The sequence below is a fragment of the Marinobacter lacisalsi genome (genome assembly GCF_042651045.1).
In the GTDB taxonomy this organism is placed as follows: Bacteria; Pseudomonadota; Gammaproteobacteria; order Pseudomonadales; family Oleiphilaceae; genus Marinobacter; species Marinobacter lacisalsi.
Genome location: NZ_JBHSDI010000016.1, coordinates 150,944 through 177,931 on the forward strand (window position 1 = coordinate 150,944; position 26,988 = coordinate 177,931).

The window sequence follows — 26,988 nt, forward strand, 5'->3', positions numbered from 1 at the left end:
TCCCCTTTACCCGTGAAAACCGTCCGCCTCGATATAGAGACGGACTTGCTCACAAAAACGGGTTTACGAACACAGTCGCTCACCCTGCTATTCTGGCCCTGGGGTTTCGCTCGGCAACAAGGCGCTGCAGTGCTTTCCTGCTACCTACCGCGCAGAGCCCCAGAACGCGTACCATGGTTTCATTCGTGATTACGCCCACGGGATCGCGTTGTTATTTTACTATCTATTGTTCATTTTTTTCGGATTATATCCATTTTTTTGCTAAGTTAACAACACCGCCAACAACAAGATTCATAAAACAATGACAAAGCCTGTAGATCTGCGCGCACTGCCACTGATTGGCGCCAAACTTTTGCCTCCACCCCAGCCACCTCACCTACTGGAGCGGGAAAAGTTCAGCGAACTGCTGCATAACACACAGATTCCCAGCCTGCTCCTGATCCAGGCTCCGGCCGGGTATGGCAAGACGACAACCACTGCTCAACGCCTGGCCCGTCTTGATGCACGCACTGCCTGGTACCGCCTCGACACCCAGGATAACGAATGCACCCTGTTTGCGCGGTACCTGACGGAATCCATCCACCAGGCAACGGGCGCTTGTCCAGACACGCGAGAGTTGCTGAGAAATGCGCCCGGGACGCCGTTGCAAACGGCCCTGACGGCTCTGCTCTCGGAGTTGCCACTGGACGATGAACCGCTCTATGTCGTACTGGACGACTATCATCTGATCGACAACCCGGAGATCCATAAGGGCGTCCGCTTCCTGCTGCGCCATATGCCACCCTATCTCTGCCTTGCAGTGCTGACCCGTCGCCTGCCGCCCCTCGGAGTCGCCCAGTTGCGCATGCAAGGACGCCTCCTGGAAGTCACAGCGGTCAACCTTGCTTTCAGTGCTGACGAGGCTCAGGCCTACTTCGAAACCCGACAGCCTTTCGAAATCTCCCGGGAATCCATCGAACGGGCCGTACGACGTTCAGAGGGCTGGATCTCCGCCCTGCAGTTATTAGCCACCCACGCTGATACCAGTATTGTCTTTAACGAACGAGTGGAACAGCTGGAGACCGGCAACCAACACATTTTCGAGTACTTCGACGAGCTGCTGGAACAGAGCGTGGACGAGCGCCAGAAGGACTTTCTCATGCACACCAGTATTCTGGATCGCTTCGACGCCCCTCTGGCGGCACGCCTGATGGGCGCGGAGGACAGTCAGGAGCTGCTGCACAGCCTACTGGGTTCCGGCCTGTTTATCGTTACGCTGGACAGCAGCGGGCTCTGGTTCCGCTATCACGCGCTGTTTGCGGTCTACCTCAAACATCTGCAGGCGTGCCTGTTGCCTCAGAGGAGCCGCTCACTACATCAAGCTGCGTCAGATGCCTGGTATGAGCGAGAGTGGTACGACGCAGCCGCTCATCATGCGGTCCAGGCTTACGATGAGGAGCGGATTACCCGATTGCTGCAACAAAAAGGCCAGCAGTTTTTCAAGGAAGGACGACTTTCGATACTCCAGCGCTGCCTGGACGCCCTGAACCAGGACGCAATTGCCGCCGACCCCGTGCTGACGCTACTGCAAGCGTGGATTGCCCAGAACCATTATCGTTTCAACGATGCCGAAAAGTGGCTGGCCGCGGCTGAACGCAGTCTGCAATCCAATGTGGAAGTTCAGACAGTGGAATCCATCCAGAGCGAGTTCAATGCCGTCCGTGCCCAGATAGCGATGAATCTGGGCGAACCAGAACGGGCGTTGGTGCTGGCACATTCAGCACTGGCCCACGAGGCCCGATACCTGCCGCCATCCAAGGTCGCTGCTGCCTCAGTCATTGGTGAGGCCCTGTTCGTGCAAGGTAACCTCCACGAAGCCCTGGAGCATATGAAGCGTACCGAGCAGGTCGCCCTGGCCATGGGCGCGCACCAGAATGTTCTCTGGGCGTTGTGCCAGCAATCGGAGATCAGCGTGGCCCAAGGCTATCTGCAAAAGGCATACAACCTTCAGGAGCGGGCGTTCCAGTACACGGAGGAAAACCATCTCCAGCACCTGCCGATCATGGAGTTCCTCTACCGAATCCGCAGCCAGATCATGTGGGAATGGCACCATCTGGAAAGTGCTGAGAGTTGCGCCCTGAAAGGGATTGAAATCCTTGAAGCTCAAGGGGAGCGCTGGCATGTGCAGAGCTACATTACTCTGGCCAAGGTGGCCCAGGCCCGGGGTCGCCAAACGCTGTGCGCCGACTACATTCAGAAGGTCCAGAGGATGCTGTCAGCCGGCGAATACCATATCGACTGGATGGCCAACGCCCATGCAGCCATGCTTGCATACTGGCAGGCGGCGCACGACCGCGAATCCATTCTGCACTGGCTGACGATTGCCCCACCCTACGACGTAGACAAGGCCACCAACCACTTCATGCAGTGCAATGCCCGCAACTGGGCCCGAGCCTACACTTCCCTGGAGCAATACGACCAGGCAGAAAGCATTCTGAAAGCTCTTGAAGAGCGCGCGGAAAACCTCGGCCTGTGCACGGACGAGAACCGCAATCACATCAGCCTTGCCTGGCTCTACTGGCTGCGCAATGACCGCGAACAGGCACTGGATCATGCCTGGGAGGCGCTACGTCTGGCCAGCACCACTGGCGCCGTGGGCAGTTTCCTGAGGCTTGGCAAGGTGCTGATCAACCTGCTCAAGGCTTTGATAGCGGAGCGGGAGCTGGAAACCATGGAACGACAACGGGCTGAACGCCTGATCCAGCTCGCTCAACAGCAACGGGATTTCTCCCGCGCTATCCGCATCAACCTGGATGAGGCCATTATCCAGGACATCATCGACCGTCCGGATGTTCCCGAACTGATCCGTACCTCTCCCCTGACCCGCAGGGAATGGCAGATACTCAGCCTGATTCACGCCGGTCTATCCAACGATCAGATCTCGGAGCACCTGAAGGTGGCTCCCACCACGGTCAAGACGCATATTCGCAGTCTCTATCAAAAACAGAACATCACCCACCGATCGGAGGCAATTGAGCTAGCGAAGAATTTGTTGAGCAAGATTCAGGGAGAATGATTACAGCGACAGTCGTACCGTGCGCCAGAAGCCTGGCAGCACGCCCTGACTGGCATCTACTCCTCTCCTCCTCCCCACTACTACGCCGATAAAAACCCCAGGGGGAGGATGCTCCGGCATCATGGGAATCACACCATAGAGGTCTCAAGAAATCCCGTTCAGAAAAATCAACGGGTAGCCCCTATCCCTTATAGCTGAAGTGAGGCGTAATGCAGAACAACAACGAATGGTGGCGCGGTGCCGTCATCTACCAGGTTTATCCTCGAAGTTTCTTCGATTCCAACGACGATGGCATCGGCGATCTGCCGGGGGTCACGGCCAAGATGGACTACATTGCCAGTCTCAACGTCGATGCTATCTGGCTGTCCCCTTTCTTTACCTCTCCGATGAAGGACTTCGGTTACGATGTCGCGGACTACCGGGACGTCGACCCGATTTTCGGCACCCTGGACGATTTTGGCCGGTTGATCGATGCTGCCCATACCCGGGGCTTGAAGGTGATGATCGACCAGGTCTTCAGCCACACCTCCGATCAACATGCGTGGTTCAAGGAAAGCCGCCAGGACCGCACCAACCCCAAGGCCGACTGGTACCAGTGGGCCGATCCCATGGCCGACGGCACTCCACCCAACAACTGGGTATCCGTTTTCGGCGGATCGGCCTGGGCCTGGGAAAGCCGGCGCAAGCAGTACTACCTGCACAACTTCCTGGCCAGCCAGCCCGATCTCAACTTCCACAATCCCGAAGTGGTCGATCAGGTCCTGAGCGACGTTCGCTTCTGGCTCGACCAGGGCGTGGACGGCTTCCGCCTTGATGCCATCAACTTTTGCTTCCACGATCCCATGCTGCGGAACAATCCCCCCAGCGGCGTGATCCGGGAGGGCTCCATCGGCGTTCGGACGGAAAACCCGTACGCCTACCAGCTACACCAGTTCGACAAGACGCGCCCGGAGAACCTGGAATTTCTCAAACGCTTGCGACGGCTACTGGATGAGTACCCAGGCACCACCACTGTCGGCGAAGTTGGCGACGACAATTCGCTCAAGACCATGGCAGAGTACACGCGCGACGGTGACAAGCTGCACATGGCCTATTCCTTCGACCTGTTAACCAGTCAGAGCGGGGCCGACTTCATCCGTAACACCGTGAAAACGGTTGAAGCCGAAATGATCGACGGCTGGCCCTGTTGGGCTATCGGTAACCACGACGTGACCCGGGTTGCCAGCCGTTGGCAAGCCCAGGGAGTGGAACAACTGACCCAATTCATGGCCACACTACTCAGCCTGCGAGGCAGTGTCTGCCTCTATCAGGGTGAAGAACTGGGTCTGCAAGAAGCCGAACTCGCTTACGAGGATCTGATGGATCCCTACGGAATCAACTTCTGGCCGGAATACAAGGGCCGGGACGGCTGCAGGACACCATTGCCCTGGCAGTCCGACAGTCAGCATGGCGGTTTTTCCGCTCACAAGCCCTGGCTGCCCGTAGCCACACCCCACCTGCAACTCGCGATCGACCAGCAGGAAGCCGACCCCGATTCGCTCCTCCACCGCTACCGAGAATTCCTGGCTTTGCGACGCCTTGAACCGGCGCTGCGTATCGGCGATATCCGTTTCCTGGAATCGCCTGACGGCACCCTGCTTTTCAAACGTCGCACCCACAACGAAGCGCTCCTGGTAGGCATAAACTTCCAGGGGCAAGACATCGACATTGACACTCCGTCGATTCAGACCCCGGTTGACCAGGCCCCGCTGGTCGTCAACGGCAAATGGAGTGACAATCGTCTTCATCTCCCTCCCTTTGGTGTGGGCATTGCCCGAATCGCCCCAGAATAAAGACAGGCAGGTTTCACCATGGCAAGCGTCACATTACGCAATATCTACAAACGATACGACGAGGCCCAGATCACCACGAATGTCAGCCTCGACATTGATGACGGCGAATTTGTAGTCTTCGTCGGCCCCTCAGGATGTGGCAAGTCCACCCTGCTACGCATGATCGCCGGGCTGGAAGACATAACCGAAGGTGACCTTTTCATCGGTCAGGATAAGGTCAACCACATTCCGCCCAAGGACCGCCAAGTGGGCATGGTCTTTCAGTCCTATGCCCTTTACCCGCACATGAACGTGGCCGAGAATATGGCCTTTGGCCTCAAACTGGCCCACGTCAAGAAGCGGGAAATCGATAAACGCGTGCAGGAAGCAGCCGAGATTCTGCAGCTGGAAAGCCTGCTGACTCGTAGACCCAAAGACCTCTCCGGTGGCCAGCGTCAACGGGTCGCCATTGGCCGAACCATGGTCCGTGAACCGGCGGTGTTCCTGTTTGACGAACCGCTCTCCAACCTTGATGCGGCGTTGCGTGTGCAGATGCGCATCGAGATTTCCAAACTCCACAAGCGCCTCAACGCCACCATGATCTATGTCACCCACGACCAGGTGGAGGCCATGACCATGGCCGACAAGATCGTGGCGCTGGACAATGGCCAAATTGCCCAGGTCGGTAAACCACTGGAACTGTACTACTACCCGGCCAACAAGTTTGTCGCCGGCTTCATCGGCTCGCCCATGATGAACTTCATCCCGGCAGAAGTGTTGGACGCCGACAGCCAATGCGCCAGGGTCAGGTTAATCGGTGGCCTGGAAGTGACCCTGCCGGTCAATGGCTCGCGCCTGGAGGTGGGCGAAAAAGCGACTCTGGGCATTCGTCCAGAGCGATTCTGCGACGAGGACGACGCGACGGTAGTAATTCACGGCACGGTCCAGGTTGTGGAGCGACTCGGATATCAAACTCTTATCCACACCGAGGTCGAAGGCCTTGACAGGGTGCTCACACAGCGGGCCCAGGGCACACAACCTATCGACGAAGGCGCCTCCATCGCCCTGGGCATTACGCCGGCAGCCTGCCACCTCTTCGCCAGCGATGGTGAAGCCTGCCCCCGGTTGCATCAGGAACCGTGTGTCGATTTCTGATAATAGATAACGTCTGACGCCGAAAGTCCGGCGTCAGACGCCACCTCCGTTTAGACCGTCGTTACCTGTTTCAGCCTCCAACACCCCACAAAAAACCCGGCCATAAGGCCGGGCAATGCGCAAGAGAGGAAGGCGGTGCCCTCATGCGCAAAAGCTAACCCTTCACCCCACCGGCGGTGAGACCGCCGACAATCCATTTTTGGCAATACAGGAAGACAACCGTGATGGGCAGGCCGGACAATACGGCCGCCGCAGCGAAGTCGCCCCAGAGATAGTTCTGCTCGTAGAGGTACTGGTTAGCTCCGACTGCCAGTGTCAGTTGATCCACATCGAGCAACAACACAGACGCCATGGGATACTCCATGATGTTCATAATGAAGGCGAGGATGAATACCACCATCAGGATTGGCACCGATAAAGGCAAGAGGATGTAGCGAAACGCCTGCCAGGTCGTCGCGCCGTCTACGATTGCCGCCTCTTCCAGTGATTGATCGATGGATTCGAAATACCCTTTTAGTGTCCAGATGTGTAAAGCCACCCCTCCCAAAGAAGCGATGATTACAGCACCATGGGTGTTGATGCCCAGCCAGGGCACGTGGTTGCCAATCTGGTCGAACAGGGCATACAACGCCACCAACGAAAGCACTGGCGGAAACATTTGGAATATCAGCATTGATTTAAGCATTACTCCCTTCCCCTGGAAACGCATGCGGGCAAAGGCATAGGCGCTGGTCGTCGACAGCAACAGGATCAGAACAGACGAGATTACCGCGATTTTCACCGAGTTCCACAACCACAGCAGCACCGGAAATGGTGGCTGTAGCACTGTTCCGTCTGCCTGTTCGTAGGGAATGCCCAGAGCCAGATACCAGTGCTCCAACGAGGGGGACTGGGGCAGCAGACTGCCCGTCGCGAAGTTCCCGGTACGGAACGAAATCGAGGTCACCATCAGCAACGGGAAGAGGATGATGGTTATGAAGCCCAGAAGGGCCAGATGGGAAGCCCAGACCCGATAACGGGTTGAAGGCGGTTGTACCATAGCCATAAGTCAGTTTCCTTCAGGAGTTACACCTTGACCTTGGACAGTTTCAGATTGATCAGCGAAAGCGTCCCCACCAGGAGGAAGATGATGGTGGCGATGGCTGCCGCGAGGCCGAAGTTCTGCCCCGAATCCTGAAACGCGATCCGGTAGGTATAGCTCACCAACAGGTCCGTAGTACCCGCCGGGGTGCTGGCGCCGATAATATCGGGGGCGCCACCGGTCAACAGGGCAATCAGGACGAAATTATTGAAGTTGAAAGCAAAGCTGGCAATCATCAGCGGCATCATCGGCTTGATGATCATCGGCAGGGTGATCCGGAACAGGTTGTCAATGGGGCCTGCCCCATCCATAGCTGAAGCCTCGTACAGATCACGGGGGATGGCCTGCAAAAGCCCCATACTCAGCAACATCATGTAGGGATAACCCAGCCAAGTGTTGACGATCAGGATCATGGTGCGTGCCAGCGCCGGGTCGCTGAACCAGTCAGGGCGGGCGCCGAACAGGTTCTCCAGCACCAGGTTGATCTCACCGAAATTCTGATTGAACAGCCCCTTGAAGACCAGAATCGAGATAAATGCCGGCACCGCGTAGGGCAGGATCAGCATGGTGCGGTAAAAGCCCTTGGCACCAATCCTGTCCCACTGCAGAAGACTGGCCAGCACCAGGCCCAGAATGAAAGTGAACAACACGGTCAGTCCGGCGAAGGTGAAGGTCCATATGAAGATTTTCATGAACGGACCGCTAATGCTGGGATCTGTCAGGACACGCATGTAGTTGTCGAACCCGATGGTGACGGCCCATCCCGGGGTCAGCCGTTCACCTTCTCCATTCTCAAAAAAACCGGATTCCTGATTGGGGAAATAGAGCTCCCCCGTGCGGTTGTCCACCAGGCTGCCATTATCCTGCTGCGAATAGACCGGAGCCAGGGAAGCGAAGCTACGCAAACTGGCCAGTTCCAGCGGTGTGCCGTCAGGCTTTGTCAGCGTCAACTGCTTTAAAGCCTCACGGTTCCGGATCACCGTTCGCAGTCCCAGTGCATCGCCGGCCGGGGGGACCCCCACCTCTTCCAGCATCACCGGTTCTTCAAAGTCGCCCCCGTTCAGTGGCAGGGGTGGGCTGACATAACGTGTGCCGTTTTCCAGATAAGCGATGACCCCGCCCGGTGTTTCATACAACTCGAATCCGAAACGGCCCTCATCTTTCTGGTAGCGTTTGGCCAGGAGTTGATCAGTAACCCGCTCCTGACTCAGCAGGTTGGACGCACTATAGTTGGTGAAGCCAATCCCTACCGTATAGAACAGTGGGAAGATGACAAACAGCCCCATACCGGCGACAGCGGGATAAACATACCGGTATTTATACGCCCTCTGGCTGGCGAAGATATAAATGGCCGACCCGGTCAGCACCAGGAACAGCAGGGCAAACACGAACTCACGCTGCAGGTACAATGCGGTGATCAGATAGAAGGCCAAGGTGAATACACCGCCCAGAATGGGCCACTTGAGAAAAACCCAAGGCATAGAATGGTTGCCTTTCGGCAATGAAAACGTCGCGGTCTGCGTCGACATGCTGGACACCTAATGTCTTGAGGTGGAGAGGGCCCGGTACAGAACCGGGCGCCAGGGCCACAACTGAATTAGCGTACGATCCGCTCAGCAGCGGTATCCAGGGCACTCTCGACGGACTGGCGTCCGGAAGTCATATTCTGCAATGCCGGCCCCATGGATGACCAGAAAGCGCCCATAGCCGGCACATTGGGCATCGGCTCGCCCAGCCGCGCGTTCTCGAACGTCGCCTTGATATTCGGGTCTTCAGAGAGAGTTTCCATAAAGGCCTTATCCGCGACCGCTCCCAGGGGAACATCGGCATTGACGGTTTGCAGCCCCTTCTGGGAAAGCATGTAGTTCTCGATGAATTCGACCGCCAGTTCCTTGTTGGGGCTGGCCGCATTGATGGTCGCGGCCATGACCCCAACGAACGGCTTGCCCGGTTCGCCATCGATCGTGGGAATGGTGCTGACCCCGAAATCAATACCACTCTTACGCAGGTTGGACCAGGCCCAGGGTCCAGTGATCATCATGGCCACTTCACCCTTGTTGAACTTGGAGTCCATGACACCGTAATCGGCACCACGAGGCATGATGCCTTCCTCAATCAGGCGCGTAATGGTCTTGGCACCCTTGAGCGCGCCCTCGTTGTTCACACCCGTGTCCGTGACGTCATAGCCATTCTCCGTTTTCTTGAACGGGTAACCCCCATTGGCCGCCATCAGGGGCCAGGAGAAATAGGTATTGTTGTAGTCCCAGAGGATCGCTTTCTTGCCGTCCTCGGCAAGTTCACGACCGAGCTTTTCCACCTCCTCAAAGCTCTTGGGTGGCTCCTTCACCAGATCCTTGTTATAGATCAGGCCAATGGATTCCACCGCCATCGGGTAGCCGTAGATGTCGCCATTCCAGGTAACCGCATCCCACGTGAAATCGAAGATACCATCCTTCACGGATTCGGAGGGAGTCACCGGCACAATCAAACCGCTCTGGGCCCATTCGCCGAAGCGGTCATGGGCCCAGATGAAGATGTCCGGTCCATTACCGGTGGCTGCAGCTTGCTGGAACTTATCGGTCACGCTGTCTGGATGCGCCACTTCCACGGGAATACCCGTTTCTTTGGTAAACCAGTCACCGACATGCTGCAGGCCGTTGTAGCCCTTGTCACCGTTGATCCATACCACCAGCTTGCCTTCCTCGATTTCCGCGGCGGCCGGTCCGGCCAAGCCCGCGGTCAAGGCGACGGTGGTGAGGAGAGCTTTACTCAGATTGTTGTTGAACGGTTGCATAATCAGAACCTCAATTGGCTTAGGAACGATCACACCACCCGCAGCCTTTCGTTTTGTAGTTAGCTTCGCCTGCCAGTAATCGCGTTACCTGGCGCGCAGACTACAACTGCCGGTTGCTAAGAACGTTCCTTATTCTTGTTTTGATAGTGACGATCTGACACCGCCACTTCGTATTCGTTACCGATGCTCTGTGAAACTTGCATTATGCACATCCCCCTTGATTTTCATCCCTGAGGCGTAGAAGAGGGGCGTAGCCCGGTGTAGAAATTCCCCCTGTTAAGTCTGCTGCTGATCTGCTGAGATGCCTTCATAAAGCAACGACCAGCCCTGCCGGCAGGATGTCGCAAAGCCCGGGTGCGGGAGCCGCCGACGCTGGGCCTGCCCGACACATAATGACAACAATGGAGTAGGCTTTTTATGTTCCGCAGCTGTTTCAGTATTACTCTGGCCTGTCTGCCCATATTGGCTCTTCTCGGCTGTGCAACTCCGCAACCAGCCGGTATCCAACTTTCCGCTGCCAGTGGCCCGACCGAATGGGCCGATTCCGAGGCCCGGATCGCCCATTTTGCAGCCGGTGACTACGAACTGAAATTTGGCTCCGGCAGTTCGGAGGTCCAGCCCGCAAAGGTCTATCTCCGCAATGATTTTACCCCGCCCCATAACGCCACCTACCAGTTTACGGTGAAAAAGGCAGGGTTCTATCGACTCCATGTCGCCTCTGGAACCCGGTCACATTTTCGCATTGTCAAGGCCAAGGCCCCACAAAAGAACATTGGCGCCGCCCCCCTGCGCCCGGCAAATAGTGGTCCGGATAGCTGTAACGCAGACTACCGGCCCCTCACCGTGCCGGTAAGCGATGTCTTCAATAACGGAGAATGGCTTCAGGATGCCTACTCAGGCCGAAAGGCCCAGGTGAAAAATGGCACCATAACGCTGGCGCCTGCGCCGGACTCGAATGGCTTGCTACTCCTTGAGGCGGCCAACGCGCAAACCCACGAATTCCACTGGGCCAACGCTACCGTCTACTTCGTCATGACCGATCGCTTTGCCAACGGCCGTGCCAACAATGATCACAGTTACGGACGACAATCCGACGGCAAGCAGGAGATCGGCACCTTCCACGGCGGTGACTTCGCCGGGCTCACGGAAAAGCTGGACTACCTGGAAGACCTGGGCATCAACACCCTTTGGCTGTCCCCACCCTTCGAGCAGATACATGGCTGGGTCGGCGGCGGCGATCGGGGCGACTTTCGTCATTACGGCTACCACGGCTACTACACGCTCGACTTCACTCGACTGGATGCCAACATGGGGACCCGTAAGGAGTTACGGACTCTGGTTGAACAAGCACATCAGCGGGGTATCCGGATCCTGTTCGACGTGGTCATGAACCACCCAGGCTACGCTACTTTGCAAGACATGCAGACATTTGAGTTCGGGGGCTTGAGAGAGGGCTTCGAGCAGTATCTGCCGGATCGCTGGGGCGACTGGCGGCCCAGCGGCTATGACGACTTCCACGACTACCACGCCATGATTGACTACGGTCACGAAGGCTGGAGCCGCTGGTGGGGCAAGGATTGGGTGCGCGCCAGCATCGCAGATTACCACCAGCCTCCCAACCTTACCGTAGACCCGCAAAAAGGCTCACTGGCCTTCCTGCCGGACTTCAAGACCGAGTCGGACGATCCGGTCAAGCTGCCTCCCTTCCTGGCTGAAAAGGCCGATTCCGGTGCCAGCCCTCTACGCGATGCCGCCGTGCGAGACTACCTGATCAACTGGCTGACCGGCTGGGTACGCGAGTTCGGCATTGATGGGTTCCGGGTCGACACCGCCAAACACGTGGAGCCCCAAGCTTGGGCTGAACTGAAACAGGCCGCCCAACAAGCCTGGGAGGACTACTACAACAACCATCCCGACCAGCAGAGACCGTCGAACCAGTTCTGGATGGTGGGTGAGGTGTTCCCTCACGGTATGCAGAAGAGCCGATACTTCGACTATGGCTTCGATGCCATCATCAACTTTGACTTTCAGAAACGCCACGCCAGGGACGGCGCCCGCTGCCTGTCCAATATGGAACCGGTGTTTGCCGAATACGCCGACAAACTGAACAGCGACGAAGACTTCAACGTCATGAGCTACATCTCATCCCATGACACCAAGCTGTTCAGCCAAATGGCCGACGATGAGTCGATGCAGAAGGGCGTGGCGCCCGCCCTACTGCTGCTTCCCGGCGCCGTGCAGTTGTTCTACGGCGACGAAACAGCCCGCCCCTTTGGCCCCAGCGGCTCCGACCCGACCCAGGGCACCCGTTCCGATATGAACTGGACGGCAATCAAAGATGAGGAGACAGCGGCGTTACTTGAGCACTGGCGTAAAATCAGCCAGTTCCGGAACCGCCACCCAGCCATTGGCGGCGGAACCCATCGCAAGCTGTCGGATGCACCCTACGCCTTCAGCCGGACGCGTGGCGCTGACCGTGTAATTGTTGCAGTGGGCGAAAAGCGCCGATAGGCCTGGCTTGCCAGGCAATCGGGTTAACCCCGGGACCAGGGACGTCTGCTCCAGCCAGTCAGACTTCCTCATTGTCCAGCGCCTCTGCGGCACCCAGAAGGCCCGTATAGGGTTCGGTCACGACATAGGTGGGTATCGACTCCATCAGCGGACGCATGCGCCCCTTTTCCTCGAAGGCCACACGGAACGGGCTGTCACGGAAGAAATCAAGGAAACGCGGTACTATGCCACCACAAACATAGACCCCTCCCAGGCTGCCGAGTGTCAGCGCGGCATTCCCGGCTACCCGACCCAGAATTTCGCAGAACATCCTTAGTACCCGTCTGGCGAATGGGTCGTGTTGCTGCAACGCCGCCTGAGTGACAGCCTGAGGGGTGTGCAGCCTCACGGGTTCTTGCTCGATTTCAGCCAGCGCCTGATACAGATTGAGCAAACCCTGCCCACTGAGAATCCGTTCCACGCTGACACGGCCAAATCGGGCACGCAGGGTCTGCTGAACCGCCACCTCCAACTCGTCCGTGGGAGCAAAGTCCACGTGCCCACCTTCGGTAGCCAGGGGGACAAAGTCGTGATGGGTGGGCACCAGCGCCGAAACACCGAGGCCTGTGCCAGGTCCGATAACCAGGCGCGGTCGGTGCATATCCCGTACACCACCACCAACGGGGTGCAGCTGGTCGGCGGTAACGTGGGGCACTCCCAGAGCCATGGCAGTGAAATCGTTGACAATCTTGAACAGTTCCAGGCCCAGAGCCTCGCGCATCGCCGTCTTGCGAAAAACCCAGGGGTTATTGGTCATACGCACCGTCTCGTCATTCACTGGACAGGCGAAAGCCATGCAGGCCCGATTCACGTCACCAGCACCTGCCTGTTGCAGGTAGTCCCTTACCGCCCCGTCCAGGTTGTCGTAGTCGGCGCAGGGCAGCACCGCGACCGAATTCAAGGTAACCGAGCCCGGCTCCACCAAGGCGAAGCGGGCATTGGTTCCACCGATATCTCCAACCAGTGCCAAAGGTGTATTAGTCATTCTGTCTGTGCGGTCCAAAAAAAGGAGGCTCCGTTTTCCGGCGTGTCGGCCTTCGCACGCATCCAGCCAAAGAGCTCGCGCCCATAGTCGTGTTGATGAGCCGCCAGATCGGCCTGGACCGGCTCCCGATACATCCAGTCATTCAACCCGACAACATCCAGAGTGCCTTCCCGGGCGTCCAGCCGGATGTGGTCGCCGTCATGCACTTTCGACAGGGGGCCACCGTCCGCAGCTTCGGGATAGACATGGATAGCTGCCGGCACTTTACCAGAGGCTCCGGACATGCGTCCGTCGGTAACTAGCGCCACCCGGTAGCCGCGATCCTGCAGTACACCCAAATAGGGCGTGAGCTTATGCAGCTCCGGCATACCTATGGCTCTGGGTCCCTGAAAACGAATCACCACGACGCAGTCACGATCAAGCCGACCTTCTTCGAACGCTTCAGCCACAGCTTCCTGACTATCCATCACCAGGGCCGGGGCTTCGATCACATGGTGTTCCGGGGCCACCGCCGACACCTTGATCACGCCACGCCCCAGGTTACCGTCCAGGACCCGCAGGCCTCCGTCCTTGGCAAACGGTTCCCTGGCTGACTCCAGCACGGCGGGATTGAGCGAACAGACCGGCGCGGGCTCCCACAACAGTCTGCCCTCACGCCATTGCGGCAACTCGGTATACCTGCGAAGCCCGTGACCCACCACGGTCTCCACGTCCTCATGCAGCAGCCCGGCATCCAGCAGCTCGCGGATCAGGAAGGCCGTGCCGCCGGCGTCATGGAAGTCGTTGATATCCGCCTGCCCATTGGGATAGATCCTGGTCAGGCCAGGCACAACCCCGGAGAGGTCATCGAAATCATTCCAATCAATCAGGATGCCTGCAGCACGGGCAATCGCCACCCAGTGCATAGTATGATTGGTCGAACCACCGGTGGCCAGTAAGGCGACCAGCGCATTGACTATATTCTTCTCCGCAACCATATCGCACAGGCCCATCTCGCCTCCGTTAGGCGCCGACAGACGGATCACCTGCTCGGTTGCCTCGCGGGTCAACGCATCCCGAAGTTGCGTCCCGGGTTGCACGAATGCCGAACCGGGCAGATGCAGCCCCATCACTTCGACCAGCAACTGGTTGCTGTTGGCGGTGCCGTAGAAAGTACAGGTGCCCGGGCTGTGATAGGACCGGCTTTCTGCCTCCAGCAGATCCTCCTTGCCCACCTTGCCTTCGGCATAGAGCTGACGTACTCGCTGCTTTTCCTTGTTGGGCAGGCCGGAGGGCATGGGCCCCGCAGGTATGAGGACCGTCGGCAGATAGCCGTAGCTCAAAGCGCCAATCAGCAGGCCGGGCACAATCTTGTCGCAAATTCCCAACATCACGGTAGCGTCGAACATGTTGTGGCTCAGCGCCAGGGTCGTGCTCATGGCGATCACATCCCGGGAAAAGAGACTGAGATCCATGCCTGGCTGACCCTGGGTGATGCCGTCACACATCGCCGGCGTGCCGCCGGCAAACTGGGCCACGCAACCCATGCCAGCCGCGGCCTGTTTTATAACCTCCGGGAAATCACGGTAAGGCTGATGGGCGGATAGCATGTCGTTGTACGCCGACACTACCGCCACGTTGGCCTGATTCATGAAGCGCAGGGTTTCCTTGTCACCAGAGCCACAAGCGGCGAAACCATGTGCCAGGTTGCCACAGGACAAGACTTCCCGCTGCGGACCTTCGCGCCGCAACCGCGCCATCCTCGCCAGATAACGCTTACGTTCCTCACGACTCCGATCAATGATGCGCTGAGTGACCCGCTCGACCATCGGATGCATAGCTAACCCCTTTGTGGTGAATATTCATCCAATCCAGATTTGTATCGGTAATATTACTATATTTATTCCACATTTTCACACAAAGAGCTACCTAATACGGTTTTTGTTTGTTATGTTTACTACATCGTGAATAATTCAAACAACCCCGGAGAGTGCATCATGACATTGCGTGTCGCTATCAATGGCTTCGGCCGCATAGGCCGAAATGTTCTCAGGGCCGTCTACGAAGGCCAGTACCGCGACCAGATACAAGTCGTCGCCATCAATGATCTGGGCGATGCCGCCATCAACGCCCACCTGCTCAAGTACGATTCCGTCCACGGCCGCTTTCCTGGCTCGGTCAGCCATGATGAGGAATCCATCTCTGTGAACGGGGATCGTATCGCCATCTCTTCCATTCGCCAGCCCAGTGAGCTGCCCTGGCGGGCCCAGCAGGTTGATATCGTCATGGAGTGCACCGGCTTGTTCACCACCCGCGACAAAGCCCTGGGCCATCTGACCGCTGGCGCCAGAAAGGTCATTATCTCCGCCCCCGCCCATGACGCTGACGCAACCATTGTCTATGGAGTCAATCACGAGGCGCTAAACAGCCAGCACCAGATCATCTCCAATGCCAGCTGCACCACCAACTGTCTGGCTCCGATCGCTCAGGTACTGCACCAATCGGTAGGCATCGAGAGCGGACTGATGACCACCATCCATTCCTACACCAACGACCAGAACCTGAGTGATGCCTATCACAAGGACCCATATCGGGCCCGCTCGGCTACCCAGTCCATGATTCCAACCAAGACCGGCGCCGCTGCTGCAATCGGCCAGGTTCTGCCGGACCTGGATGGCAGACTGGACGGCATGGCGGTACGCGTGCCAACCATCAACGTCTCCCTGGTAGACCTCTCCTTCATCGCCGCCCACACGACCAGTGTCGAAGAAATCAACGGCATCATGAAGATGGCCGCCGAAGGCTCGTCGGTGCTGGGGTACAACCCGGACCCCCTGGTCTCCAGCGACTTCAATCATGAAGCCCTCTCCAGCGTGTTCGACGCCAACCACACCAAGGTCAAAGGCCACCACGTCAAAGTCATGGCCTGGTATGACAATGAGTGGGCCTTTTCCAACCGCATGCTGGACAACGCACTCGCACTGGGAAACCAATAATGCTCAGAAGGACCAAGATTGTGGCCACCCTGGGCCCCGCGACCACCGAAGAGGACTCCATCAGGGACATAATCGCTGCGGGCACGGATGTGGTACGACTCAACTTTTCTCACGGCAACGCCGAAGAGCACATAGCGAGAGCCAGGGCTGTGCGTCGCATTGCCCGCTCGGAAGGCCGCACCGTCGCCATCCTGGCGGACCTGCAGGGACCCAAGCTGCGGATTGCCCGCTTCAGGGAGGGCAAGGTCAATCTGGCGGCTGGCGACCAATTCACCCTGGACACGACGTGGCCAAAGGACGCCGGCACGGAAACCTGCGTTGGCCTGGACTACGAGCATCTGACCCAGGATGTTGAGCCGGGTGACATCCTTCTGCTGGACGACGGGAGGATCGAACTGGCCGTACAGCAGGTGGAAGGCACCTCAATTGCCTGCCAGGTGCGACTGGGTGGAGAGCTTTCCGATAACAAGGGCCTTAACAAGCGCGGGGGGGGCCTCTCCGCCCCCGCCCTCACCGATAAGGATCGCAGGGACCTGAAGACCGCAGTGGAACTGGACACGGACTATGTGGCGGTCTCCTTTACCCGGTGCCGTGAAGACATCGACCAGACCCGCGCGTTACTTCGGGAGTGCAACTCCCAAGCGGGTGTCATCGCCAAAATCGAGCGTGCCGAGCTGGTGAACGACACCGACCAGTTGGACAAGGTTATCATTGCCTCGGATGCGGTCATGGTGGCCCGCGGAGACCTGGGAGTGGAAATCGGCGACGCCGAGCTGGTTGGCGTGCAGAAGCACATCATCGGCCGGGCACGCGCCCTGAATCGCGTGGTGATAACGGCCACACAGATGATGGAGTCCATGGTCACCAGCCCCATACCAACCCGGGCGGAAGTTTCCGACGTGGCCAACGCCGTCCTCGACTACACCGACGCCGTGATGCTGTCGGCGGAGAGCGCAGTCGGGCGATACCCGAAAGAGGCGATAGAGGCCACGGCACGCATCTGTGTTGGCGCCGAGAGGCAGTCGTCGACCCACCACTCCAGGCACCGCATCAACGAAACCATGGAGAAGGTGGACGAAGCCATCGCCCTGTCAGCCATGTATGCCGCAAATCACCTGGAAGACGTCCGGGCCATAGTCTGCATGACGGAAACCGGGGCCACCCCGCTAATGATGTCCCGCATCAAGTCTTCGTTGCCCATCTTCGCTTTCAGCCGACACTTAGCCACACAGGCCCGGGTGACTCTCTATCGGGGCGTTCAAACCGTTCCCTTCGACAGCAGAACCATACCCAACGAAGCCATAAATGCCAGCGTCGTTCTGGAACTGGAGCGGCGCGGCGTGATCAAGGCCGGCGATCGAGTGGTTATCACCAAGGGCGACTACGCCAACGCCCAGGGTGGCACGAACACGATGAAGATCGTCAAGGCAGGCAGCAACATCCGATAGCCTGGCTCATCTCAGCCAGGACCAACCTTTCTCACCCACTGGGTGCCTTTTGCAGGGTTTTGGAGTCCCCTCCTACCCTGCCTTTTTTTGATCGCTCAAAGTGGATGCCTGACGGAGGCCCGCCTGACAAAAGGTTTTATCAGGTGCCAAGAGACCGGATGGCTTCCAGGCTATCCCGGGCTACCCGTGTCACAACCTGCCAGTCACCATTACTGAGCGCGCTCTCTGGCGTCAACCAGGTGCCGCCCACCGCAGCCACATTGGCCAGGGCCAGGTAATCACTGGCAGTGGCTTGACGAATCCCGCCCGTCGGACAAAAACGCACATCGCCGAAGGGGCCACCAAAAGCCTTGAGCGCTGCCACACCACCGGCGACCTCGGCAGGGAAGAACTTGAAGGCCCGATATCCCAATCGATAGCCTTCCATAAGCTCCGACAGGGTGGCGACGCCGGGCAACAGCGGCGCAGTCGCACGAGAGCCATAGTCAAGCAACTCCCGCGTCAACCCCGGCGTGATCACGAACTGACCGCCGGCATCCTCAACTGCTCTATATTGATCCAGGGTGGCAACTGTTCCTGCTCCAATCCAGACGTCGGGGTGGCGCGCGCGCAACCTGGAAATGGCATCCAGCCCATGCGGTGTTCGAAGGGTAATCTCGAGAACCCGTAGGCCTCCGGCCACCAACGCGTCCCCCAAAGGAACCACCTGAGCCGGATCCTCGATGGTGATCACCGGAATCAGCGGGGAGGCATCCAGAATCTGGTTCATACGATTCTTGAGTGACACAGAAAGCTGGTAGTCTGCCATGATCAAGCACTCCAATATACGGCCAACCCACTACGCAGAAAGGCACGGATGGGCATGGAAAGGATAAGTTCGGGGCTGGCCAACGCCTTCTCCAGCGTGACGAGCTTGTCTTCACCGGCAATGTGCAGAACCCGGTGACGGGCAGCATCGATCACCGGGCGGGTGAGCGTGATTCGCTCCTGCAAAGCCTCCGGGGGGCTCATTGCCTGGCAGCGAGAAGGACAGTCTGGCCTCAAGGCCTGCTCAAGCCCTGGCGTACCGGGAAACAGGGAGGCGGTATGGCCGTCTGTACCCATACCCAGAATTACCACGTCCAGGGTGGCCGGCAAGGCAGCCAACTGCGCCTGGACCTCAGGCTGCCCCTCCCCCGGAGAGGCCGCATTCGTCACCAGAGGCGTGAAGTTCGCTTGAGCAGCCGCCCCCTTCAGCAGATGCGCTCGCAGCAAGCGGGCATTGCTGGCCTGATGGGATTCCGGCACCCAGCGCTCATCTACCAGGGTGACGGTCACCCGCTCCCAGTCGAGCGGCTGGCGGGCCAGCGCCTGAAAGAATGGCACCGGCGTGCTGCCTCCGGACACAGCCAGGGTCGCCACCCCGCGTTCAACCAGCGCTTCACGCAGCCATGCCGCGACCTGCATTGCCAAAACTTCGCCCAGAGCCCCCCTGCTCTCTGCGGAATTCGTGGAGACACCTTCCGGCCAGCCGAGCTCAGACATCCTCCTCATACCAGCTCCTTCCGTCCCGGGCCATCATCGCAATGGAGGCAACGGGCCCCCAGGTACCAGCCACATAGCGCCTGGGCGCCTCGCCGGACGACTCCCAGTCAGCAATAAGCCGGTCGACCCAGCGCCAGGCGAACTCCACCTCATCGCGACGGACGAACAGATACTGGTTGCCTTTTATCACCTCCCACAGCAAGCGCTCGTAGGCATCAGGAATACGGGCAGTATCGAAGGCTTTCGAAAAATTCAACTGCAGCGGCCCCTGACGCAGACGCATCCCCTTGTCCAACCCCTGATCTTTGGTCAGCACTTCCAGGGAAATGCCCTCGTCCGGTTGCAGACGGATAATCAGCTTATTGTGGGCCAGGTGCTTCTGGTCCGGGTCAAAGATGTAGTGTGGTGCAGGCTTGAAGTGGATAATGATCTGGGACACCTTCTCCGGCAGACGCTTTCCCGTACGCAGATAAAACGGTACGCCAACCCAACGCCAGTTCTCGATCTCGGCCTTGATCGCCACGAAGGTCTCGGTGCAGCTTTCTCGCACGGCCCCCTCCTCCTCCAGGTAACCCGGAACCGGATTACCATCGGAGGTACCGGCCGTATACTGACCGCGCACCAGATGGGTGGCCATCAGGTCCGGCGTTATGGCCCGCAGCGTTTTGAGAATCTTCACCTTCTCATCGCGAATGCTGTCGGCGGACAGGTCCGAGGGCGGATCCATGGCAATCAGGCACAACAGCTGCAAGAGATGGTTCTGCACCATATCGCGCATCTGGCCGGCTTCGTCGAAATAGCCCCAACGGCCTTCAATGCCCACCCTCTCGGCCACGGTGATCTCTACGTGGGAAATATGGTTCTGATTCCACTGGGCCGCGAACAGGTTGTTGGCAAAACGCAGGGCAATCAGATTCTGAACCGTTTCCTTTCCCAGATAGTGGTCAATACGGAAGATCTGGCTCTCATTAAAGTAGCGGGCCAGTTGATCGTTGATCTCACGAGAAGACCTCAGGTCGTGACCGATCGGCTTCTCCACCACGACACGGGTATCAGCGACGATACACTGGGCCTCGTGAAGACCCTCGCCTATCAACCCGTAAATGGACGGTTGCGTGGCCATGTAGACGATCAGGGGCACCGATCGCTGCTCCCGCCATTGCTTCAGAACGGAGTACCGTTCCGCCTCACTGAAGTCAAAAGCCTGGTACTCGACCTTTCCCAACAGGGCCTGGACAGTATTGCGATCCAAATCACTGGCATCGAGCTGCGCTTCCAGCCGCTTTGCAGTCCGCGTGGCAAAAGCGCCCGGTTCCATTTCCTCGCGTGCCAGAGCAAGGATCCGCGATTCGGCGGCAAGAAGCCCCGCCCGCTCCAACTGATAGAGTGCCGGCCAGAGCTTTCGCTGCGCCAGATCGCCCAGGGCGCCAAACAGCACCAGATCGAAAACTGTATTATTGATTTCCATGGACCATGCCGCTTATGTAGTAATATTTATTATTATTCTTCCATATAACCCAACTTTTTCCAACCCATTCGATAAAATATACCTAATTTAACAACGAAACCGCTGACCCGCCGCTACTGAAAGGCGCGGCGCTGCTCGACACTCCGGACGGGAGCCCGGTATAGTACGCAACGTCGTAAGTTCACCACATTGGGAGCCCCACCAAACCATGGCCGAGTCCGAATACCCCAACATGCTGGAGGCCATTCGCAACCGACTGAACGATCTCAACCGCTCTGAGCGCAAGGTGGCAGATGCCATCCTCAGAAATCCGGCTGTCGCGACCCGCTCCAGCATAGCCACCCTGGCGCGTACCGCGGACGTCAGCGAGCCCACAGTCAACCGTTTCTGCCGCAATTTCTCCACCAAGGGGTTTCCGGACTTCAAGATCCGATTGGCTCAAAGCATGGCCAGCGGCACGCCCTATGTCAGCCAGAGTGTCGATGCCGACGACAGCGTAGACGTCTTTGCCGACAAGATCATGCGCAGTACCATCGTTAGTCTGGACAAAGCTCGAAAGGCGCTGGACAGCCAAAAGCTGGGCCAGACGATCGACTATCTGATCCAAGCCAAGCAGGTAGCCTTTTTCGGCATGGGCGGGTCGGCAGCGGTAGCCCTGGACGCCCAGCATAAATTCTTCCGTTTCAACATTCCTGTCACTGCCTACGACGATGTACTGATGCAGCGGATGGTAGCCGCAGGCGCCAGTACCGGCGACGCCATCGTCCTGATATCCTATACCGGTCGCACTCGTGACCTGGTAGAAATTGCGGAATCCGCCCGCGAGAATGGCGCAACGGTCATTGCCATCACAGCACCGGATTCGCCCCTCGCCGATGCCTGCACCATAGCGTTGGAGGTGACCACCACGGAAGACACCGAAATGTATATCCCGATGACCTCACGCATCATTCACCTGGCCATCATCGATATCCTGGCCACGGGTGTCACACTCAAACGTGGCGCTGACTTCCAGGCCCACCTCAAAAAGATCAAAGATAGCCTCAAGCCGACGCGGTTTCCGCCCAAGGGCACCTAGTAGTCTCAGACGTCCAACGCTGCATTTGGCCTGCGACTCAACCGGAGGCCACCCTGGAACACGGCAGTTGCAAGCCCCTTACCTTACCAGGACGGCAAGGCTCAGCTCCTCTTGCATCGGACGCAGGCGCCCTGAACCTTCTACGCCCCTCTTCCCCCCTCTACCCCCTCCCTGAAAAGTTGATGTCAGGAGGATGTTGCTGCCTACACGCTCCGTGACTATGGCTTCACGTTTCCCGATGTCGGGATTCCTGGCAGCGGCGGAATTACATTCAGACCTCTGCCAGAACAAACAAAAAGGGAACCACCCCACAAAAGAGAAACAGGAAACGCACGATGACGTCGACAACACAACAACACCGTACAGCTAGCACTCCTCTTGCCCTGGCCGTAGCAGCGGCTTTCACGGCCTCCCCCGCACTGGCCCTCGACTTTCACGGCTATGGCCGAGCCGGCCTGTCCAGCAATATTGACAGCGGTGGTGAACAGACCTGCTTCGGCAGTGGCGCGGACGGTCACTTCACCGGACGCCTGGCAGATGAGTGCGACACCTATCTGGAGATTGGCCTGGGCCAGGAGCTGTTCTCCCGGAATGAGCAGACCTTCCGCTTCGACTCCATGGTCTCCTACCAGGCACTGAACCAGGGCAATGACTATCAGGCGTTCGATGGTACCGACGATGTCACCGGCGTTGACTTCGCCAATGAGTCGGTGAACACCAACAGCGACAGCCCGTATGCTGGCGGCGAGCTGGCCCTGCGCCAGGCCTACGTGTCCGGTAAGAACGTGGTCGAAGCCCTCCCCGGTGCCACCCTGTGGGCCGGCAAGCGATTTTATCAGCGCAAGGACGTGCACCAACTGGATCTGTACTACCTGAACAACTCGGGCTACGGCGCAGGTATCGAAAACATCAAGGCCGGCCCCGGCACACTCTCGCTGGCGTGGGTCAATTTTGACAAAGATCAGAACGGCGATTCGGACGCTATCGTCCAGAACAACAAGTTCGATATCCGCTACGCTCTTCCAGTTGGTGGCAGCACCCTGGAATTTGTCGGCATCTATGGGATGGCCGACCTGACAGACGCCCAGGAAGACGCGGGTATGGATGACGAGGACGGCACCCACCTCATGGTGGAACTCTCCACCGGCATGATGGGCGGCTTCAACAAACTGGTCCTGCAATACGCCACCGATTCTCTTGGCGAGTCCGCCTTCGGCAACCACGGTTCCAGCGCCAGCCTCAACGAACCCTGGTGGGATGGAACCCTCAAGGAGAGCTACCGCATCCTTGACCACGGCGTAATCGAGCTGGGCAACGGCTTCGACCTGGGTTACTCCGCCCTCTATCAACAGGGCAAGACCTACGGCACCGGTTTGGCCGAGGAAGAACCGGAGCGCACCAGCTTTGTCCTGCGTCCGGTCTATAACTGGAGCACTGTGTCCAGCACCGCTGTGGAAATCGGCTACGACAATGTCCAGCAACCGTGGATGAGTAAGGACATGGACCTTCAGAAAATTGCGGTTGCTCAGCAATGGTCCGCTGGTCCCGGCTACTGGGCCCGCCCTGTCATCCGCTTTTACGCCGCATCCTACTTCGGTGACCAGGCGGAGAATGCCCGTGGAGATGGTATCGAAGGCGATATCCGTGTGGGCGCCCAACTTGAAGCGTGGTGGTAAACACGGACACCCGCAACAACACCAAAAGGCCGGCCTTGTCCGGCCTTTTTTTGGGATTTGCCGCCGCAACTCCGGTGCTTACAGCAACGCAACTACTCCGCCCTCTCAGGGCCGAGGGGACCAAAAGATGTAGCTGCATAACAACAAGAAGGATTTTGTAATGAACCCCCTACAACTCATGGCCGGAATCATCCTGGCCACCATCGTTCTCACCGGCTGTCCAGAGAATAATCCTGAAGAAGTCGCCGACGATGACGGACTCATCGACCCCCACGATCAGCAGGCCGTGCTCTATTACAAGCGCGCAGATGGCGACTACGACGACTGGGGCCTACACCTTTGGAACACTGAGGCTTGCAATGGCCTGGCCAGGAGTACCGACTGGAGCCAGCCCAAGCTGGCTGACGGAGTCGATCCCGAACATGGGGCCTACTACCGCATTGCACTTACTGCACACGCCCAATGCATCAACTTCACCATCCACAAGGGCGACGAAAGCGACCTGGGCGGCGTCAACCAGATGTGGTCCTTCGACGAGTATGGTCGGCGCCTGTTCACCGTTTCCGGCTACAATCACCTCTCCTCCACCCCCTTTGACGAACCGCCCATCCGCATCGTCGGAGCCTCGGCCCACTGGCTGGATTCGCAAACCCTGGTCTGGTACGACAACACCCCCACCAACGTGGAGCTGGTCTACTCCCGCAACGCCGGAATCGAGCTCGACAGCGACAATAACAAGGTGACAGGCGGCAAGTCGGTACCACTGACACCTGCCACTCTTTCCGATGACCTGAAGGCCCGCTTTCCTCACCTGGCCGACAGTGCCGCCTTCACGGTGCCGATCGACCCCCAGACCCGGGAAGAGGCCCTGAAGGGCCAGGTGGTCGCCGTGGCGCGCAATAGCGCTGGCGAGATCATGGACGCCACCGAGGTGCAAACACCAGGCGTACTCGACGACCTCTATGCCTACGACGACGACTTGGGCGTTATCTTCACAGGCAACGGGCCTCTTTTTCGGCTTTGGGCACCGACGGCCCAGAAAGTGCGCCTCCACGCCTTTGATGCAAACAGAAAACTGCTTCCCGGGTTCCCCAAGTCTATGGCGGAAGTGAAAGGTGTCTGGAGATACCAGGGCAACCATTCTCTGGATCGGGCCTACTATCAGTATGAGGTCACCGTCTACCACCCCCTCACCCGGCAGGTTGAAACGCTGATGACGACCGATCCCTATGCGGTCAGCCTGTCCAGGAACAGCCAATATGCCCAGGTGGTGAACCTGACAGACACAGATCTAAAGCCCGCTGGCTGGAACGACCAGAGCACGCCTACGGTGGCCAACCCGGAAGATATCGTGATTTACGAGTCCCATGTCCGCGACTTCAGCGCCCATGACGAGACCGTTTCCCAGGAATTGCGCGGAAAATACCTGGCCTTCACCGAAACCGGAAGCGATGGCATGAGGCATTTATCGGACCTGACCGAGGCAGGCATCACCCACCTGCACCTGCTGCCAACCTTCGACATTGCCACCGTTAGCGAAGATACGGCGGCCACCGTAGATATCAACGACTCGTTCCAGGTTCTTTGCAACGCCTCCGAAACGGCAGCGGAACAATGGAGTGAGTACTGCGGCTCGCAGACCATTCGCAGCGTTCTGCAGAGCCTCGACCCGGCCACCGGCGATGCCCAGGCCCTGTACGACACACTGCGCGGAAAGGACAGTTTCAATTGGGGCTACGACCCCTGGCACTACACCGTGCCGGAAGGCAGCTACGCAACCGACGCCGAAGGTAGTAACCGCATCCTGGAATTCCGGCGATTGGTCCAATCACTCAATGAACTTGGTCTTAACGTGGTCATGGATGTGGTCTACAACCACACAAATGCTTCCGGCGTGAGCGACAAGTCCGTGCTGGACCGCATCGTCCCTGGCTACTACCACCGCCGCGACCCTGCCACCGGCAACGTGGAGCAGTCCTCTTGCTGCGAGAACACCGCCTCAGAGCACGCCATGATGCAAAAGCTCATGATCGACTCATTGGTGACATGGGCGCAGCACTACAGAATCTCCGGCTTCCGCTTCGACCTCATGGGCCACCACATGCGCCATAATATGACCCAGGCCCTCGAGGCGGTCAGGGCGGTTGATCCGGACACCTACTTCTACGGCGAGGCCTGGAACTTCGGCGAGGTTAAGGACAACGCCCGTGGCACCAATGCCATTCAGCCCAATATGGGCGGTACCGGTATCGGCAGCTTTAACGACCGGGCCCGGGACGCCGTTCGAGGTGGAGGCCCCTTTGATGGGGGCCAAGCGCTACGCCAGCGCCAGGGCTTCGGAAACGGGCTCTACGTGCAGCCGAACGAACTGAACATTGGCAGCGACGCCGAGAAAGCCCGTCTCCTGGAGCGCGCTGACTGGATCCGTAGTGGGATCGCCGGTGGTCTGGCGGACTACGTCTTCGAGACGGCCGACGGTACGGTGAAAGCCGCCCGCAATGTGGACTACCACGACCAGCGCACTGGCTACACAGCCGACCCACAGGAGCTGGTCAATTATGTCTCCAAGCACGACAACCAGACCCTTTGGGACAATAACCAGTACAAGGTCACCAGCAGTGCAACCCTGACAACACGAGCGCGCATGCAGATCGTGAGTCTGTCGGTACCCACGCTCAGCCAGGGCATCCCGTTCCTGCATATGGGCTCGGAGATCCTTCGCTCCAAATCCATGCAGCGGGACAGCTACGACTCCGGCGACTGGTTCAACGAAATCGACTTCAGCCTGACCTCAACCACCTGGAACCGGGGCTTGCCCCGGGAAACCAAAGACGGAGGCAACTGGAACCTCATCAAGCAGATCATCCAGGACAGCAATGCACGTCCAGACACCAGCTCCATGCTCGCGGCCAAGAGCCAATTCGAGGATCTCCTGAAAGTCCGACGTTCGAGTCCGCTGTTCCGCCTGACCTCCGCCGCGGCGGTTCAGGCTCGCCTGCAGTTCCACAATACCGGTCCAAGTCAGATTCCGGGTGTCATCGCCTACTCCATCGACGACAGCACCCACGCAGGCGATGATCTGGATCCGCAGCGAGACTCAGTAATGGTGATAATGAACGCCACGCCTCAGGTTCAGACATTGGACAGTGACCTGTCCGGCTTCCGATTGCACCCCTCTCAGCAAACCGGCGATGCAACCACGGCCCGCGCCAGCTTCAATTCCGGACAGTTCGCCGTTCCTGCCTGGACCACCGCCGTATTTGAACAGCCCCAGATCGGCGGCCAAGGCGAAGGCGTCCCGGTCAGCAACGTTATGACACTTGTCGGGGACGCCGCTGATGAAGATCGAACACGTCACTGAGGCTCTGACGTCCGGCATGGCGCGCAC

Annotated in this window: 17 protein-coding genes; 9 read left to right on the plus strand and 8 right to left on the minus strand. The window is 58.4% G+C overall.

Annotated features, from left to right (window positions below; genetic code table 11):
• Nucleotides 1–301 precede the first annotated feature (301 nt).
• The 3 genes from malT (at nt 302) to malK (ending at nt 6,021) form a co-directional block, all read left to right on the plus strand.
• Nucleotides 302–3,055 (plus strand): HTH-type transcriptional regulator MalT, encoded by a 2,754-nt coding sequence (gene malT, locus ACFOZ5_RS13210; RefSeq protein ID WP_379888070.1) that lies wholly within the window; start codon nt 302–304, stop codon nt 3,053–3,055.
• A 209-nt stretch (nt 3,056–3,264) separates the two neighbouring features.
• Nucleotides 3,265–4,887: an alpha-glucosidase gene (locus ACFOZ5_RS13215; RefSeq protein ID WP_379888072.1), complete on the plus strand. Its 1,623-nt coding sequence runs from the start codon at nt 3,265–3,267 to the stop codon at nt 4,885–4,887.
• Nucleotides 4,888–4,905: 18 nt separating this feature from the next.
• A complete protein-coding gene (gene malK, locus ACFOZ5_RS13220) occupies nt 4,906–6,021 on the plus strand; it encodes a maltose/maltodextrin ABC transporter ATP-binding protein MalK (RefSeq protein ID WP_379888074.1) in 1,116 nt (371 codons plus the stop codon).
• A 154-nt stretch (nt 6,022–6,175) separates the two neighbouring features.
• On the opposite strand, the gene malG is transcribed toward malK, so the two are convergent.
• The 3 genes from malG to malE all read right to left on the minus strand — a co-directional run bounded on the left by malG (nt 6,176) and on the right by malE (nt 9,896).
• Nucleotides 6,176–7,066, minus strand: coding sequence for a maltose ABC transporter permease MalG (malG, locus tag ACFOZ5_RS13225; RefSeq protein WP_379888077.1), 891 nt, complete (start codon nt 7,064–7,066; stop codon nt 6,176–6,178).
• A gap of 20 nt (nt 7,067–7,086) precedes the next feature.
• The gene (gene malF, locus ACFOZ5_RS13230) at nt 7,087–8,583 is read right to left on the minus strand and encodes a maltose ABC transporter permease MalF (protein ID WP_379888079.1); all 1,497 of its coding nucleotides are present in this window, start codon (nt 8,581–8,583) and stop codon (nt 7,087–7,089) included.
• A gap of 116 nt (nt 8,584–8,699) precedes the next feature.
• On the minus strand, nt 8,700–9,896 hold the full coding sequence (gene malE / locus ACFOZ5_RS13235; protein WP_379888081.1) for a maltose/maltodextrin ABC transporter substrate-binding protein MalE: 1,197 nt from the start codon (nt 9,894–9,896) through the stop codon (nt 8,700–8,702).
• A gap of 417 nt (nt 9,897–10,313) precedes the next feature.
• On the opposite strand from malE, the gene ACFOZ5_RS13240 reads away from it, so the two are divergent.
• Nucleotides 10,314–12,407, plus strand: a complete 2,094-nt coding sequence (locus ACFOZ5_RS13240; protein WP_379888083.1) for an alpha-amylase — start codon at nt 10,314–10,316, stop codon at nt 12,405–12,407.
• A gap of 58 nt (nt 12,408–12,465) precedes the next feature.
• Here ACFOZ5_RS13240 and ACFOZ5_RS13245 read toward each other — a convergent pair whose 3' ends face one another.
• Together ACFOZ5_RS13245 and edd are read right to left on the minus strand one after the other, a co-directional pair.
• Nucleotides 12,466–13,431: a glucokinase gene (locus ACFOZ5_RS13245; RefSeq protein WP_379888085.1), complete on the minus strand. Its 966-nt coding sequence runs from the start codon at nt 13,429–13,431 to the stop codon at nt 12,466–12,468.
• Entirely contained in the window at nt 13,428–15,248 is a 1,821-nt protein-coding gene (edd, locus tag ACFOZ5_RS13250) for a phosphogluconate dehydratase (protein ID WP_379888087.1), read from the minus strand. The genes ACFOZ5_RS13245 and edd overlap by 4 nt, the downstream gene beginning before the upstream one ends.
• Before the next feature lie 159 nt (nt 15,249–15,407).
• Between edd and gap the strand changes: the two genes are divergently transcribed.
• Both gap and pyk read left to right on the plus strand, forming a co-directional pair.
• The gene (gap, locus tag ACFOZ5_RS13255; protein WP_379888089.1) at nt 15,408–16,406 is read left to right on the plus strand and encodes a type I glyceraldehyde-3-phosphate dehydrogenase; all 999 of its coding nucleotides are present in this window, start codon (nt 15,408–15,410) and stop codon (nt 16,404–16,406) included.
• Entirely contained in the window at nt 16,406–17,854 is a 1,449-nt protein-coding gene (gene pyk, locus ACFOZ5_RS13260; RefSeq protein ID WP_379888091.1) for a pyruvate kinase, read from the plus strand. Before gap ends, pyk begins: the two co-directional genes overlap by 1 nt.
• A 139-nt stretch (nt 17,855–17,993) precedes the next feature.
• On the opposite strand, the gene ACFOZ5_RS13265 is transcribed toward pyk, so the two are convergent.
• From ACFOZ5_RS13265 to zwf, 3 genes are read right to left on the minus strand one after another with little or no spacing between them, the layout of a single operon-like run.
• The gene (locus tag ACFOZ5_RS13265) at nt 17,994–18,662 is read right to left on the minus strand and encodes a bifunctional 4-hydroxy-2-oxoglutarate aldolase/2-dehydro-3-deoxy-phosphogluconate aldolase (protein ID WP_379888093.1); all 669 of its coding nucleotides are present in this window, start codon (nt 18,660–18,662) and stop codon (nt 17,994–17,996) included.
• 2 nt (nt 18,663–18,664) lie between these two features.
• Nucleotides 18,665–19,378, minus strand: coding sequence for a 6-phosphogluconolactonase (pgl, locus tag ACFOZ5_RS13270; RefSeq protein WP_379888124.1), 714 nt, complete (start codon nt 19,376–19,378; stop codon nt 18,665–18,667).
• Nucleotides 19,371–20,846 (minus strand): glucose-6-phosphate dehydrogenase, encoded by a 1,476-nt coding sequence (zwf, locus tag ACFOZ5_RS13275; protein WP_379888094.1) that lies wholly within the window; start codon nt 20,844–20,846, stop codon nt 19,371–19,373. The genes pgl and zwf overlap by 8 nt, the downstream gene beginning before the upstream one ends.
• A gap of 208 nt (nt 20,847–21,054) precedes the next feature.
• Here zwf and hexR point away from each other — a divergent pair, with 208 nt between their 5' ends.
• From hexR to pulA, 3 genes are all read left to right on the plus strand, one after another.
• Nucleotides 21,055–21,924, plus strand: coding sequence for a transcriptional regulator HexR (gene hexR / locus ACFOZ5_RS13280; RefSeq protein WP_379888096.1), 870 nt, complete (start codon nt 21,055–21,057; stop codon nt 21,922–21,924).
• 335 nt (nt 21,925–22,259) lie between these two features.
• Nucleotides 22,260–23,600: a carbohydrate porin gene (locus ACFOZ5_RS13285; protein ID WP_379888098.1), complete on the plus strand. Its 1,341-nt coding sequence runs from the start codon at nt 22,260–22,262 to the stop codon at nt 23,598–23,600.
• Between the two features lie 160 nt (nt 23,601–23,760).
• On the plus strand, nt 23,761–26,961 hold the full coding sequence (gene pulA / locus ACFOZ5_RS13290; protein ID WP_379888100.1) for a pullulanase-type alpha-1,6-glucosidase: 3,201 nt from the start codon (nt 23,761–23,763) through the stop codon (nt 26,959–26,961).
• Nucleotides 26,962–26,988 lie beyond the last annotated feature (27 nt).

Bases quoted from the DNA above. Each gene is read 5' to 3' on its own strand.
- malT (WP_379888070.1), top strand. From the start codon at position 302: ATGACAAAGCCTGTAGATCTGCGCGCACTGCCACTGATTGGCGCCAAA.
- ACFOZ5_RS13215 (WP_379888072.1), top strand. From the start codon at position 3,265: ATGCAGAACAACAACGAATGGTGGCGCGGTGCCGTCATCTACCAGGTT.
- malK (WP_379888074.1), top strand. From the start codon at position 4,906: ATGGCAAGCGTCACATTACGCAATATCTACAAACGATACGACGAGGCC.
- malG (WP_379888077.1), bottom strand. From the start codon at position 7,066: ATGGCTATGGTACAACCGCCTTCAACCCGTTATCGGGTCTGGGCTTCC.
- malF (WP_379888079.1), bottom strand. From the start codon at position 8,583: ATGCCTTGGGTTTTTCTCAAGTGGCCCATTCTGGGCGGTGTATTCACC.
- malE (WP_379888081.1), bottom strand. From the start codon at position 9,896: ATGCAACCGTTCAACAACAATCTGAGTAAAGCTCTCCTCACCACCGTC.
- ACFOZ5_RS13240 (WP_379888083.1), top strand. From the start codon at position 10,314: ATGTTCCGCAGCTGTTTCAGTATTACTCTGGCCTGTCTGCCCATATTG.
- ACFOZ5_RS13245 (WP_379888085.1), bottom strand. From the start codon at position 13,431: ATGACTAATACACCTTTGGCACTGGTTGGAGATATCGGTGGAACCAAT.
- edd (WP_379888087.1), bottom strand. From the start codon at position 15,248: ATGCATCCGATGGTCGAGCGGGTCACTCAGCGCATCATTGATCGGAGT.
- gap (WP_379888089.1), top strand. From the start codon at position 15,408: ATGACATTGCGTGTCGCTATCAATGGCTTCGGCCGCATAGGCCGAAAT.
- pyk (WP_379888091.1), top strand. From the start codon at position 16,406: ATGCTCAGAAGGACCAAGATTGTGGCCACCCTGGGCCCCGCGACCACC.
- ACFOZ5_RS13265 (WP_379888093.1), bottom strand. From the start codon at position 18,662: ATGGCAGACTACCAGCTTTCTGTGTCACTCAAGAATCGTATGAACCAG.
- pgl (WP_379888124.1), bottom strand. From the start codon at position 19,378: ATGTCTGAGCTCGGCTGGCCGGAAGGTGTCTCCACGAATTCCGCAGAG.
- zwf (WP_379888094.1), bottom strand. From the start codon at position 20,846: ATGGAAATCAATAATACAGTTTTCGATCTGGTGCTGTTTGGCGCCCTG.
- hexR (WP_379888096.1), top strand. From the start codon at position 21,055: ATGGCCGAGTCCGAATACCCCAACATGCTGGAGGCCATTCGCAACCGA.
- ACFOZ5_RS13285 (WP_379888098.1), top strand. From the start codon at position 22,260: ATGACGTCGACAACACAACAACACCGTACAGCTAGCACTCCTCTTGCC.
- pulA (WP_379888100.1), top strand. From the start codon at position 23,761: ATGAACCCCCTACAACTCATGGCCGGAATCATCCTGGCCACCATCGTT.